At 33.1% G+C, this 13,238-nt stretch carries 10 protein-coding genes and 3 pseudogenes; 4 read left to right on the top strand and 9 right to left on the bottom strand.

The window, feature by feature from the left end; translation table 11 throughout:
• Positions 1-64: 64 nt before the first annotated feature.
• Together AC1RYN_RS17160 and AC1RYN_RS17155 are read right to left on the bottom strand one after the other, a co-directional pair.
• Positions 65-463, bottom strand: a complete 399-nt coding sequence (locus tag AC1RYN_RS17160) for a hypothetical protein (RefSeq protein WP_481807910.1) — start codon at positions 461-463, stop codon at positions 65-67.
• A gap of 241 nt (positions 464-704) precedes the next feature.
• Positions 705-1,097, bottom strand: coding sequence for a hypothetical protein (locus AC1RYN_RS17155; RefSeq protein WP_481807909.1), 393 nt, complete (start codon positions 1,095-1,097; stop codon positions 705-707).
• 244 nt (positions 1,098-1,341) lie between these two features.
• Here AC1RYN_RS17155 and AC1RYN_RS17150 point away from each other — a divergent pair.
• Together AC1RYN_RS17150 and AC1RYN_RS17145 are read left to right on the top strand one after the other, a co-directional pair.
• A pseudogene (locus AC1RYN_RS17150) lies at positions 1,342-1,929 on the top strand (thymidine kinase).
• 52 nt (positions 1,930-1,981) lie between these two features.
• On the top strand, positions 1,982-2,419 hold the full coding sequence (locus tag AC1RYN_RS17145) for a hypothetical protein (RefSeq protein WP_481807908.1): 438 nt from the start codon (positions 1,982-1,984) through the stop codon (positions 2,417-2,419).
• 73 nt (positions 2,420-2,492) lie between these two features.
• Here AC1RYN_RS17145 and rpoN read toward each other — a convergent pair whose 3' ends face one another.
• From rpoN to AC1RYN_RS17115, 6 genes are all read right to left on the bottom strand, one after another.
• Positions 2,493-3,956, bottom strand: coding sequence for an RNA polymerase factor sigma-54 (gene rpoN / locus AC1RYN_RS17140; RefSeq protein ID WP_481807907.1), 1,464 nt, complete (start codon positions 3,954-3,956; stop codon positions 2,493-2,495).
• Between the two features lie 92 nt (positions 3,957-4,048).
• Complete coding sequence (asnS, locus tag AC1RYN_RS17135; protein WP_481807906.1) at positions 4,049-5,497, bottom strand: asparagine--tRNA ligase; 1,449 nt, start codon at positions 5,495-5,497, stop codon at positions 4,049-4,051.
• Between the two features lie 375 nt (positions 5,498-5,872).
• Positions 5,873-6,559, bottom strand: a complete 687-nt coding sequence (locus AC1RYN_RS17130) for a zinc metallopeptidase (RefSeq protein WP_481807905.1) — start codon at positions 6,557-6,559, stop codon at positions 5,873-5,875.
• A gap of 98 nt (positions 6,560-6,657) precedes the next feature.
• A complete protein-coding gene (locus tag AC1RYN_RS17125; protein WP_481807904.1) occupies positions 6,658-7,290 on the bottom strand; it encodes a response regulator in 633 nt (210 codons plus the stop codon).
• On the bottom strand, positions 7,277-7,867 hold the full coding sequence (locus tag AC1RYN_RS17120) for a sensor histidine kinase (protein WP_481807903.1): 591 nt from the start codon (positions 7,865-7,867) through the stop codon (positions 7,277-7,279). The genes AC1RYN_RS17125 and AC1RYN_RS17120 overlap by 14 nt, the downstream gene beginning before the upstream one ends.
• A gap of 4 nt (positions 7,868-7,871) precedes the next feature.
• Entirely contained in the window at positions 7,872-9,281 is a 1,410-nt protein-coding gene (locus AC1RYN_RS17115; RefSeq protein ID WP_481807902.1) for a tetratricopeptide repeat protein, read from the bottom strand.
• Between the two features lie 167 nt (positions 9,282-9,448).
• On the opposite strand from AC1RYN_RS17115, the gene AC1RYN_RS17110 reads away from it, so the two are divergent.
• Positions 9,449-9,853: an MmpS family transport accessory protein gene (locus AC1RYN_RS17110; RefSeq protein ID WP_481807901.1), complete on the top strand. Its 405-nt coding sequence runs from the start codon at positions 9,449-9,451 to the stop codon at positions 9,851-9,853.
• 104 nt (positions 9,854-9,957) lie between these two features.
• On the opposite strand, the pseudogene leuS reads toward AC1RYN_RS17110, so the two are convergent.
• A pseudogene (gene leuS / locus AC1RYN_RS17105) lies at positions 9,958-12,858 on the bottom strand (leucine--tRNA ligase).
• Between the two features lie 216 nt (positions 12,859-13,074).
• On the opposite strand from leuS, the pseudogene AC1RYN_RS17100 reads away from it, so the two are divergent.
• Positions 13,075-13,238, top strand: a pseudogene (locus AC1RYN_RS17100) (ABC transporter permease); the annotation flags it as partial.

Genomic DNA, 13,238 nt, shown 5'->3' with positions numbered 1-13,238 from the left:
AAGGTTAATACATGCTCCTGTTGTTAGGGAGGCAGCACCTTGTAAATCTCTGGAATCGTGTTTATCAGAATTTTTTCTCGATAATAGCAACGAAACGTTCTGCATATTCGTCTTTTCCATCCCAGTTATTATAATTTGGTTTCGCCATATTTTCAAGGAAATCATTGGCTTCATCAAAACTATCAAATGTGATTAATTGATTTAAAACACGATTGTAATCTTCAGGACTGTTTCCAAAAAGATGTTTTGTAAATGCAATACGGTCGTTAAGATCGATGTGGAATCCTTTAGAGAGTTTTTCGTTTAAAGAAACAGGTTTAGATTCTTCTAGAACAGCTGTTGTTGTTACTACTTCTTTCTTCTTTTCTTTAAATTCTGCAGGAGCAGGTGGCGTTGGAGTAGGAGGTGTAGCTTCAAAACTGTCTACTTTTACAAATTGTGCATTGCTATAATCGATACCCATTAAATCTTCGAACGAAATATGAACAATATCAGATTTCTCTGGAGTTTCATCTTTTGTTTCTGGAGTAAAATCGAATGAAGGAGTAAAATTTGTAATTGGAGCTTCTGCTACTTTTTCTTCTTTAATTGGTTCATCAATAACAATTTCTTGAGGAGTTTCTTCAACTATTTCTTCAGCAACCTCTTCAGGTTTGTTTTCGATTATCTCATTTTCGATTGGCTCAGGAATCTCTTGGATAGCTTCAGGAGTTTCTAGAAACTTTTTCTTCGATAATTTCTTCTGTCTTGCTTTCGATTACTTCATCTACAATTGGTTCAGGAATTTCTTCGATAGCAGCTTCTTGAACTTCATTTACAATGATTTTTTCTTTTGCAATTGGTTCTTCAATTACAATAGTTTTTTCAGATTGAATTACTTCTTCCTTTTCAAATGCAGTTTCAATTGTAGCATCTATTTGGCTACGACCAATAGTTGGTTTAATGTCTTCAAAATTTTCATCAATAAATTTTAAAACGGCTAATTTTTCATATAATTTCTGCGTTTCAAGATATAATTGATTGATATCGGACTTGTTTTTAAGTTTTAAAATTCGATGTGCAATGCTGATTAAATCGGCTTCCAATTTTTTTTTCATAACGTTTGAAAATTATAATGAGTTAGGCATGTTTATTAATGTGTATTCTTTTGAGTGAAATCAAAAAATGAAAGAAACATTGTGCAATATTCTTTTTATTTATTTAAATAAGTGCTCTTGAATCTTCGATTTGATAAAAATTTTCTACTTTTGAAAAACATAAAAAGTATTGAATTTTTATGTTGATTTATTACTTGTACAAAGTAATGAAAACTATTCATTTTTAAAGGTAGAAAAATACAAAATGTTTCTCGAAAATACAGTAAATCACAAAGAACAGTTTGGTTGGATTGAAGTTATTTGTGGGTCAATGTTTTCGGTAAAACCGAAGAGCTAATCCGCAGATTAAAACGTGCTCAATTTGCCAAACAAAAAGTCGAAATTTTTAAACCCGCTATTGATACCCGCTATCATGACGAAATGGTTGTGTCGCATGATGCAAACGAAATCCGTTCAACACCAGTCCCTGCAGCTGCTAATATTGCTATTCTAGCACAAGGCTGTGATGTTATCGGGATTGATGAAGCTCAATTTTTTGACGACGAAATTATTACAGTGTGTAATGATCTCGCTAATCAAGGAATTCGTGTAATTGTTGCAGGATTAGATATGGATTTTAAAGGAAATCCTTTTGGTCCAATGCCAGGCCTTATGGCAACAGCAGAGTATGTAACCAAAGTACATGCAGTTTGTACAAGAACAGGGAATCTGGCTAATTATAGCTTCCGTAAGACAGATAATGACAAATTGGTTATGCTTGGTGAAACGGAAGAATATGAGCCATTAAGTCGTGCCATATTATAATGCAATGAAAAAAAATCAGGAAAAATAGATTGTTATCTTCTGATATTCTGAAATAATATTATAAAACTATAAAAGAGGCAATGCAAGAAAAAGAAAGTAAAAGGAAACAGAATATTTGGTTAATAATTACAATTGGTATTGCACTTGTTTTGGTGGGCTTCTTTCAGTTTTATTTTTATGAAAGTGCTGATGAGGTAAAAACGGAAGTGAAAGAATTGGTAGGGAAGTATAATAAAAATTGCCCATTAACAATTCAAGAAGGAATTCGATTAGACAGTGTAAGTTTGCATGAGGATAAAGTTGTTCAGTATAATTTAACATTGCTAAATGTAGAAAAACAAACAGCTGATGTAGCAGTTATACACGAAGAAATCGAAAAGAGTCTGTTAGGTACAGCCAAAGCAAATCCAGGACTTGAAGTTTTTAGGGAAAATGATTTTACATTGGTTTATAGCTATAATGACAAAAAGAAAGCATTTTTGTTTAAGGTTACAGTTCTGCCAAGTCAGTATAAATAAATAATTTTTATATAAAATAAAACCCGACAGGTTCTTGAACTTGTCGGGTTTTTATATTTTAAAATATAAAGAATTACATTTTTCTTACCATTCTTGCTACAGGAATATCAAGTTGTTCACGGTATTTTGCAATAGTTCTTCGGGCAATAGGGTATCCTTTTTCCTTTAGAATTTCAGCAAGTTGATCATCTGGAAGCGGTTTCCTTTTATCTTCTTCTTCAATTGTATTTTGTAAAATTTTCTTGATTTCCAAAGTTGAAACATCTTCACCCTGATCGTTTTTCATCGCTTCTGAGAAGAATTCTTTTATCAGTTTCGTTCCATAAGGAGTTTCTACATATTTGCTATTTGCAACACGCGAAATAGTCGAAATATCTAATCCAACCATATTGGCAATATCCTTAAGAATCATTGGTTTTAGTTTGGTTTCATCACCATCTAGGAAATATTCTTCCTGATAATGCATGATCGCATTCATGGTTACATATAATGTTTCCTGACGTTGGCGAATAGCATCTATAAACCATTTAGCTGAATCCAGTTTCTGTTTTATAAATTGTACTGCATCTTTTTGTGCTGTCGATTTATCTCGAGAATCTTTATAGGTCTGCATCATTTCCTGATAATCTTTGGAAACGTGTAGTGATGGGGCATTTCTTCCGTTTAAGGTTAATTCAAGCTCGCCATCAACAATGCGGATTGCAAAATCCGGAACGACATTTTCAGTAACTTTATTATTTCCTGTAAATGCGCCTCCTGGCTTTGGGTTCAATCGTTCTATTTCATGAACTGCTTTTTTAAGCTGTTCATTCGAAACATTGTATTTCTGTAACAGTTTGTCGTAATGCTTTTTGGTGAAAGCATCAAATTGATTCTCGATAATGTCGATTGCCAATTCTACATATTCTGTTGGAGTTCTGTGTTTTAATTGTAGTAATAAGCATTCCTGTAAATCACGTGCGCCAACTCCTGAAGGTTCTAGTTCGTGTATTACATGTAGCATTTTTTCAACCGTTGCTTCATCGGTATAAATACCTTGCGTAAAAGCCATATCATCTACAATATCTGGAATACTTCTTCGTATGTATCCCATATCATCGATGCTTCCTACTAAGAACTCAGCTATTTCACGCTCTTCATCGCTTAATATAAAAGTATTTAACTGATTGATTAAATCTTGATGAAAACTAACTGGTGATGCAAATGGAGTTTCACGCTCTTGATCATCATCACTATAGTTATTGGCTTGAGTTTTGTAATCTGGAGTATCGTCGTCACTTAAATATTCGTCAATGTTAATATCGTCTGCTTCGATTCTGTCAGATTCTGCGTCATCATAGTCATCGTACTCTTCATTCGCAAATTCATCTGCTTCGTACTCTTCTTCTTTTCCAGCTTCTAGAGCTGGATTTTCGTTCATTTCTTCTAATAAACGCTGTTCAAATGCTTGCGTAGGCAATTGAATTAACTTCATCAGCTGAATTTGCTGAGGAGATAATTTTTGAGATAATTTTAAATTTAAAAATTGCTTTAGCATTTATTTTTGTTTGAAAGTTCAAAGTTTCAAGTTTCAAGTTGTACAAACCTGAAACCTGAAACTTAAAACATTTTTTTTAAACTTTATTTTTTTTAAAATTCTGCATTTCCAGGAGTTCTTGGGAAAGGAATTACGTCACGTATGTTTGTCATTCCTGTTACAAACAATACCAAACGTTCAAAACCTAAACCAAAACCTGAGTGAGTTGCCGAACCAAATCTTCTAGTATCTAAATACCATGATAATTCTTCTTCGTCAATTTCTAGTGCTTTCATTTTTTCAATTAAAACGTCGTAACGTTCTTCTCTTTCAGAACCTCCTACAATTTCTCCAATTCCAGGGAAAAGGATATCCATTGCACGAACTGTTTCTCTTCCTGGTTCTGTGTTGTCATTCAAACGCATGTAAAATGCTTTGATATTTGCTGGGTAATCAAACAAAATTACCGGACATTTAAAGTGTTTCTCCACTAAATAACGCTCGTGCTCTGATTGTAAATCAGCTCCCCATTCGTTGATGATATATTGGAATTTTTTCTTTTTATTTGGAGTTGATTCTCTTAAAATATCAATTGCTTCAGTATAAGAAACGCGTTTGAAATTGTTTTCTAATACGAAGTTTAATTTTTCTAATAAGGCCATTTCGCTTCTTTCTGCCTGAGGTTTTGATTTCTCTTCGTCTAGTAATCTAGTCTCTAAAAATTTCAAATCATCCTGACATTTGTCTAACGCATATTTAATTACGTACTCAATAAAATCTTCAGCCAAATCCATATTGTCATCCAAATCATTAAAGGCAACTTCTGGTTCAATCATCCAAAACTCAGCCAAATGGCGAGAAGTATTTGAATTTTCGGCTCTAAAAGTTGGTCCAAAAGTATAAATTTGACCTAAAGCCATTGCATAAGTTTCTCCTTCTAATTGTCCAGAAACGGTTAAGTTTGTTTCTTTTTCGAAGAAATCCTCTTTGTAATTGATCTTTCCATCTTCCGTTCTTGGAGGGTTGTCAAAAGGTAAAGCGGTAACTTTAAACATTTCTCCAGCACCTTCAGCATCAGAACCAGTGATGATTGGTGTGTTTACATATACAAACCCTTTTTCTTGAAAATAGCTATGTACTGCATATGATAATACGGAACGAACACGCATTATAGCTCCAAACATATTTGTACGTACACGTAAATGTGCATTTTCGCGTAAAAAGTCTAAGCTTGGTTTATTTTTTGGCTGTATCGGGAATTTTTCGGCATCCGAATCTCCTAATATTTCTAATTTTGCAACCTGAATTTCAACATTCTGACCAGCACCTTTACTTTCTATCAAAGTCCCGGTTACTGAAACCGCAGCACCAGTAGTAATTCTTTTTAAAGTTTCATCTGGTGTATTCTCAAAATCAACAACACATTGTATATTATTAATGGTAGATCCGTCATTAAGCGCAATAAATTGATTGTTTCTAAATGTTCTCACCCAACCTTTTGCATTTACTTCCTGAAGCGTCTTTGTACCGTTTAGTAAGTCTTTAACTTTAGTATGTTTCATTTTAAGTATAAAATTGATATTAAAAATTGTCTTTCAATCGAATTGCAAATATAATCGAAATGTTTGTAAATGCCATAAGGAGTCAATTGTAATTAGTAAATGTCTCAATTTGGTATTTGGTCAATTTTAAAATGAGATAATCTGTCAATTAGGAAATTAGAAAATGCATGAATCTTGCAGTTTTTTTTAACCTTGTATATGATTAATTTTTGTTGCTATCTATCTTATAGGATACTGTACCTTTATGCTAAGAGGTTTTTTTAAATGCATAATATAGTAAAAATAAAAACCTTGATAAATTTTTAAATCTATCAAGGTTTTATAAAATTAGTTCTTCGAGCAATTATCTTATTTCCTAATTGGAACATTTTCTCATTAATTTCTTCTTCCTCCCATATATATAGAGACATAATATAATAAAGTAGCAATCGAACCAATAGCGGCTACTACATAGGTTCTTGCAGCCCATTTTAAGGCATCTTTTGCGCCAGCTTGCTCTTGTTGTGTCAGCATTCGTTTACTTTCTAACCAAGCAAGAGCACGATTACTCGCATCATATTCTACAGGCAAAGTCACAATCGAAAATATAGTTGTTGCCGCAAAAATGATAATCCCAATTAATAATAATTGTGGAAAAGTTTTAAGCATTAAAATACCTGCAAGTAAAATCCATTGCATATAACTTGAAGCAACACTTACAATTGGCACTAATTTAGAACGCATTGTTAACCATTCATAGCCTACAGCATGTTGTACAGCGTGTCCACACTCGTGGGCAGCAACAGCAGCCGCAGCGGCATTACGCTGGTTATAAACAGCTTCACTTAAATTGACCGTTTTGTCTGCTGGATTATAGTGATCTGTTAACTGACCTGGTGTCGAAATAACTCTCACATCACGGATACCGTTATCAGCAAGCATTTTTTCGGCAATCTCAGCACCAGTCATTCCGTTTTGTAATTGCAATTTCGAATATTGTTCGAATTTACTTTTTAGTCTTGAACTAACTAACCAGCTAAATAACATAATCGCTCCAGCAAGAATTAAATAACTCATTCCCATATCTTTTGTTTTTTAGTTTATTGTTTAAAGTTATAAGATAAATAGCAATTTCTGAACCAAATTTAAAAAATGTCATTTTGTCATTTTAAAAGCTGTGTTTAGTTTAAAAGGTTATTTTTAAGGAGATGTGTCATTAATTCAGCAACATTTTTCATTTTATATTTTTGCAGAATATTCCGTCTATGTGTTTGTACTGTTAGAAAACTTAAGAATAATTCATCGGCAATTTCTTGAGTCGATTTTCCTTTGGAGAGCAGTATAACGATATCCTTTTCTCTACGACTGAGACTCGGAATGTGTTCTAAATCATCAGATAGTGGTTGGCTAATAATTGTTTTTACTTCATCACTAAACACGATTTCGCCTTCGATAGCTTTATAAATGCAGCGTTTAAACTCTTCAAAAGAGGCATTTTTGAGAATATAGCCATTTCCTCCATTCTGGATAAATTGCATAACTAAGCTTCTTTCAGACTGGCTACTCATCCCGATTATTATCACTTTTGGATGTTTTTGCTTGATTGTTTTGCATAAATCGATACCATTTATTACGGGTAAAAAAATGTCCATTAAAATTAAATCAACTTTGTTGGCTTCAATATAATCAAGAAGTATTACCCCAGATTCTAATGTTTGAACAAGCTTTATTTTATCCAAATCTAAGAGTAGTCCCGAAACTCCTGAGATCACAATCGGGTGATCATCTACAATAACAGTTTTATAAGTCTTCATGTTTTACTTTTAATTCGATGTAGGTAGCAGTTCCTTTGTTTTCTTTACTATCAATTTCTAATTTTCCATTTAAGAATTCTACACGGTTCTTAATATTTCTTAAACCCATTCCTATGTTATCGTTTATTTCGGATGCATTAAAACCAATTCCGTTGTCTTCTACTGTGATGAAAAAAACATCTTGGTTTTGAGAACAAGAAACCAGAATTTGAGATGCATTGGCGTATTTTAGAGCATTGTTTAATAACTCTTGAATAATCCTGTAAATCATGATTTCATAATTCTTAGGTAAACTCTGGTTTTGTGTTAAATACTGAAACTCAATATTGGTTTTTGAATTGGAACTGGCTATGCATAAATCTCTTAACGCATTTTCTAAATTTAATTTTAATAAACTTTCGGGCATTAAATTTTGAGAAATATTTCTTAGTTCTTTAATTGAACTGTCTAATAAAGTTCCTATTTCTACTTTAGCTGCAGCATTTTCTTTCTCTGCTAGATTCAGATGCATTTTTAGTCCCGAAAGCATACTACCAAGACCATCATGTAAATCTCTTGCGATTCTCTTTCTCTCCACTTCTTCACCTTCTATCAAGGCGTTTGAAACGGATAGTTTTTTTCTGGTTTTCGAGAGCAGCTAATTCTTGTTCGTGATTAACTTCTTTTTGAAAACTTAATTTTTTTTGATTTTTGTTTAATATCCATAAAAATAAAACAGTAAGGAATAAAAGGAATGATAGCACGCCAAAAAGAATAGAGTTTAAGCGATTGTTATTTGCTAACAAGGCTGCTCTATCGTTTTGTGCTTGTAGCAGTGTTATTTTTTTCTCACTTTCGGCTTTTTTATATTTTGCTTCAAGTTCTACAATTTCATTCTGAAACTTAGATTTGTTCAGGCTGTCATTTACGGTATTGTATTTGTTGGAATAGAAATAAGCTTTCTCAGGATTTTTGGTTGCATTGTAAACTTTTGCTAATTCATTGTAGTAGTTTTTTTTATCTACAATAAAAGGAGTGTTTTCTATGAGATATTCCAGGTTTTGCTTGGCTTTTTTGTAATCTTTTAATTTAAAAAGAACCTCATATTCTGCAAATTTTAATCGGTTTAAAGCAATATGGTTTTGATGCTTTTGAGCTGATTTAATTCCTTTTTCATAACTTTCTAAAGCTTTAGGATGTTGGTTTTGTTTCGCGTAATATATTCCTTCTGCATAAAAGTAAGAATCGTTAAGATTAGATTCTGGATATTTAGATAATTTCGAATATGCTTTATCTAATGTTTTTTTCGCATCATAAAAATGCTTCAATTCTACTAGATTTTCAGCATTGATAATGTATGTTTCCATTTTTGACTCTGTCAGCGTAGGTGATTTTTTGGTCGCTTTTTCGATGTAATTTTGTGCTTCATTCAAATATTCATTTGCTTTTTCACGCTCATTCGTATTCATGAAAATAATAGCAATGGCTTTGTATAAGCTACTTATTAGTTCATAATCGCCACTTTTCTTTGCAACAGGAATAGCTTCATAAACTAATATTTTCATATAGCCCTTTTCATTGTTTTTTCGTTGTTGCATGATGCCATAATTCTGGAGTATAATGGCGCGTAATCTATAGGCTTCTGGATTGTTGTATTTTTTTAATTTATTATTGGCTTCAACTAGTGTCTTTTCATAGCCATCTGCATCGCCTTTTTCTAGAAAACTAAAAGCATTATAATAAATAGAAACATCATTTAAAAAAGGGGATTTCGCCTTTAACTTATTGGCTTCTCGTAAATATTCTTTAGATTTTTTTATGTCCTGAACCATTAGGTACAATTTAGATAATCTAAAACTGTATAGCGTTTTTAAACTGTCAGATTGAGTGTTCTTGGTTACTCTAGAAATGCTGTCTATATATACGCTATCGTCATCTAGCGAAAGTATAACTTGTGAGTAAGTGGTACTTGAGAAGAATATAAGGAATAAATAAAAGCCTATTTTAGTCATAAATTGTGTTTTATCAAAAATATTAAAATTAAATTTTCCTCAAAATTTTTTTCGATTTTTTACCTGATATCAGGTAGGACAAATTACACTTTATCAGGTATTGTCCTCTTTTTAATAAGCGTGTAATTTTGCTAGGAACCAATATTAATTATTAAAATAATTTAATTATGAAATCAATTATGAAAACTCTAGCGATTGTATTGACTCTTGCTTTTACAGCAGTATCTTGCAGTAGCGACAAGGATAATGAATCAGAACCAGTCAGTAAATCAAGAGATGTGAAATATGAAATAACAGGAAATTTTACTGGTGAACTTAGCGCAATTTATTTTGATAAAGGTGGAAGTCCACTAAATGAAGATGTTACCAGTCTTCCTTGGATTAAACAAATTACTGCTGATGCAGGTGTTCCAGGAATAACATTCAGTGCAAGCGGTCATGGTGGCGTTAAGGACCAAACATTAACTGCTAAAATCTATGTTGGCGGAGAAGTAGTAAAAGAATCTACTGCAAAAGCAAACAATGACGGAATTATTATTGTAACTCTTGCGCCTTATCTTTTTCCAAGATAAGATTTTAAGAATAGTTTGTAAATAAAAAAAAGCAAGTTCTGTAATTTCACAGAACTTGCTTTTTTGTTTTTTATATCTTGTAGAGATGCACCGCAGTGCATCTATTATCCAACCAAATTAATGATTTTTCCAGGAACAATAATTACTTTGTTAGGTGTTTTACCATCCAATTGTTTTAATGTTCTTTCGTCTTTCATAATGATTTCTTCAATTTGTTCCTTGGTTAAATCCAAAGGTAATTCGATAGTGAAACGCATTTTTCCGTTAAACGAAACTGGGTATTCTTTGCTGCTTTCTACTAAATGCTTAGGTTCAAAAGTAGGGAAGGTAACAGCTGCAATAGATGTTGAATGTCCTAATAATGACCATAATTCTTCCGCAATATGCGGTGCATAAGGCGAAATTACAATTGCCAAAGGCTCAAGTATAGCACGAGAATGACAGTTTTGTGTAGACAATTCGTTTACACAAATCATAAACTGAGAAACAGAAGTGTTAAAAGAGAAACTCTCCACATCTTCTACCACTTTTTTAATGGTTTTATGTAACGATTTTAAGTTGTCTTTTGTTGGTTCGTCATTAGTAATAACTAAACCATTATCATCAAAATACAAACGACATAGTTTTTTCAAGAAACGCAAATACTCCTGAGATTCCTGCTGTATTCCAAGGTTTTGCCTGCTCTAATGGACCTAAGAACATTTCGTATAAACGTAACGTATCAGCACCGTATTCATTACAAATATCATCTGGCGTAACTACATTGTAATATGATTTCGACATCTTTTCGACCTCGCGACCTACAATGTATTTTCCGTTTTCATCAAAAATAAATTCGGCACTATTAAAATCTTCTCTCCAAGCTTTGAATTTTTCAAGATTCAATTCATCAGAAGAATTTACGAAATGAACATCAACACGAATCGGTTGTACGTTTTGATCTCCAATTTTGTTTTTAGAAATAAATGTATTTGTACCTTCAAGTCTGTAAACATAAGCTGTAGTTCCCAAAATCATTCCCTGATTAATCAGTTTTTTGAATGGCTCTTCAGTTGGAGCAAAACCTTTGTCTTTTAAGAATTTATTCCAAAAACGAGAATACAATAAATGTCCAGTTGCGTGTTCGCTTCCACCAATATATAAGTCAACACTTTCCCAATAAGCCAAAGCTTCTTTACTTGCAAATTCATTTTCGTTATGCGCATCCATATAACGCATCCAGTACCATGAACTTCCTGCCCAACCTGGCATAGTGTTTAATTCTAATGGGAAAATCGTTACGTTATCAACCAAATTAGTATCTACAACAGTATTGGTTTTAGTATCCCAAGCCCAAACGTTTGCATTTCCTAAAGGAGGCAATCCGTCTTCGGTTGGTAAATATTTCTCTACTTCAGGTAAAATAATTGGTAAATGTTGCGCCTCAATCATTTGTGGTAATCCATTTACATAATATACAGGGAAAGGCTCTCCCCAATAACGCTGACGTGAAAATACGGCATCACGCAAACGGTAATTGGTTTTTCCTGTTCCTTGTCCTATTTTTTCTAATTCAGCAATTGCTAATTGAGTTGCTTTTTTATAGTTTAATCCGTTTAAGAAATCAGAATTTGCAATTTCTACGTTGTCTTTTGAGCCGTAAGCTGTTTCAGAAATATCAACATTTGCAAAAATATTCTTGATTTCTGGCATTCCGTTTTGACCTTTAAAGAAATTTGCAAAAGCATAATCTCTTTCGTCTCCACAAGGAACCGCCATTACTGCACCTGTTCCGTATCCTGCCAAAACATAATCGCCAATCCAAACCGGAATTGGTTCTTTTGTAAAAGGGTGTTCAGCATAAGCACCAGTAAATACACCAGAAATGGTTTTTACATCGGCCATACGCTCACGTTCAGAACGTTTCGCTGTTTTTTCGATATAGGCTTCAATAGTTTCTTTTTGTTCTGGAGTTGTAATCTCAGCAACCAAAGGATGTTCTGGAGCCAATGTCATAAATGTAACCCCGAAGATTGTGTTTGGACGAGTCGTAAATACTTCGATATTGTTAGTTTCAGGTTTCAGGTTTAAAATTGCTTCAGTTTGCGAACTGTTGCTTAAAACTGGGAACTTAACTAATGCTCCAACTGATTTTCCAATCCAGTTACGTTGACTTTCTTTGATGCTTTCGCTCCAGTCAATATCGTTAAGACCTTGTAACAAACGTTCTGCATAAGCAGAAATGCGCATGCTCCATTGTGTCATCTTTTTACGGATTACAGGATAGCCACCACGCTCAGAAACACCGTTTACGATTTCGTCATTTGCCAAAACAGTTCCTAAACGCGACACCAGTTTACTTCGGTTTCTGCTAAATCAGTTAATCTGTATTGTAATAAGATTTTTTGTTGCTCATCAGATGAAAACGATGTCCATTCGCTTGACGAAAACCCTGCAATATTATCATCGCAAACTGCATTTACAGTTGCATTTCCTTCTTTTTCGAAAATAGAAATTAAAGTCAAAATCTTCGGCTTTATCTGAAACTTTATTGTGCCAGAATTAAACAATTGAATAAAAATCCATTGTGTATGCTTGTAATAATCAGGATTTGAAGTACGAACTTCTCTGTCCCAATCAAATGAGAATCCTATTTTATCTAATTGTTTTCTGTATCCAGCAATTTGCTTTCCTTCTTTATCTACACCACCATCAATATTTACACGAGTAGTGTCTTCAGGGCGTTGACCAGTTTGTATAGCATATTGTTCAGCAGGCAATCCGAAGCTATCATAGCCCATTGGGTGCAAAACATTAAACCCTTGATGTCTTTTAAAACGAGAATACACATCAGAAGCAATATAACCTAGTGGATGTCCAACGTGTAATCCTGCTCCAGATGGATAAGGAAACATATCGAGTACATAATGTTTTGGTTTTTCTGAGTTGTTTTCGGCTGCAAAAGTTTTATTGTCTGCCCAATATTTTTGCCATTTGGCGTCTATTTCAATCGGATTGTATTTCATTCCCTACTTTAATTTTATTTTTAATGGAGTCATGCTTTCGCTTACTCAAGTCATTTTTATAGTTCAAAGGTTCAAAGTGACGGAGATTCAAAGGTACAGTCACAATAATAATAAGTTCGCAAATTTACATTTTTGTACGAAAGTTAAAACTTTGGCCGTTATTAACTTCAAATAATGAAATTCTTTATTATTTTTACCACATAATTTAAGCAAACTATGAGTTCTAACTTTGATAAATTTCAAAAACGCAGGTTAATTTCCTCTTATTTTTGGGTTATTAAGTGTATTTCTGGTTTTATTCCTTTTGGGAGTATAGGGGTTATTGATTATTAATTCTAAAAAACTAGCTGATGACTTTAAAGAAAAAATCGCTATGACCT

Source organism: Flavobacterium sp. TC780 (assembly GCF_056783245.1).
Note: the sequence above shows the minus strand (reverse complement) of the source record. Positions and strands in the feature narration are given on the sequence as shown.

What these genes read in the sequence shown, in the direction of transcription:
- AC1RYN_RS17160 (WP_481807910.1), bottom strand. Translation starts at nt 463, where the DNA reads ATGGGTATCGATTATAGCAATGCACAATTTGTAAAAGTAGACAGTTTT.
- rpoN (WP_481807907.1), bottom strand. Translation starts at nt 3,956, where the DNA reads ATGCTAAAGCAATTTTTAAATTTAAAATTATCTCAAAAATTATCTCCT.
- AC1RYN_RS17145 (WP_481807908.1), top strand. Translation starts at nt 1,982, where the DNA reads ATGCAAGAAAAAGAAAGTAAAAGGAAACAGAATATTTGGTTAATAATT.
- AC1RYN_RS17155 (WP_481807909.1), bottom strand. Translation starts at nt 1,097, where the DNA reads ATGAAAAAAAAATTGGAAGCCGATTTAATCAGCATTGCACATCGAATT.
- asnS (WP_481807906.1), bottom strand. Translation starts at nt 5,497, where the DNA reads ATGAAACATACTAAAGTTAAAGACTTACTAAACGGTACAAAGACGCTT.
- AC1RYN_RS17125 (WP_481807904.1), bottom strand. Translation starts at nt 7,290, where the DNA reads ATGAAGACTTATAAAACTGTTATTGTAGATGATCACCCGATTGTGATC.
- AC1RYN_RS17110 (WP_481807901.1), top strand. Translation starts at nt 9,449, where the DNA reads ATGAAATCAATTATGAAAACTCTAGCGATTGTATTGACTCTTGCTTTT.
- AC1RYN_RS17130 (WP_481807905.1), bottom strand. Translation starts at nt 6,559, where the DNA reads ATGGGAATGAGTTATTTAATTCTTGCTGGAGCGATTATGTTATTTAGC.
- AC1RYN_RS17115 (WP_481807902.1), bottom strand. Translation starts at nt 9,281, where the DNA reads ATGACTAAAATAGGCTTTTATTTATTCCTTATATTCTTCTCAAGTACC.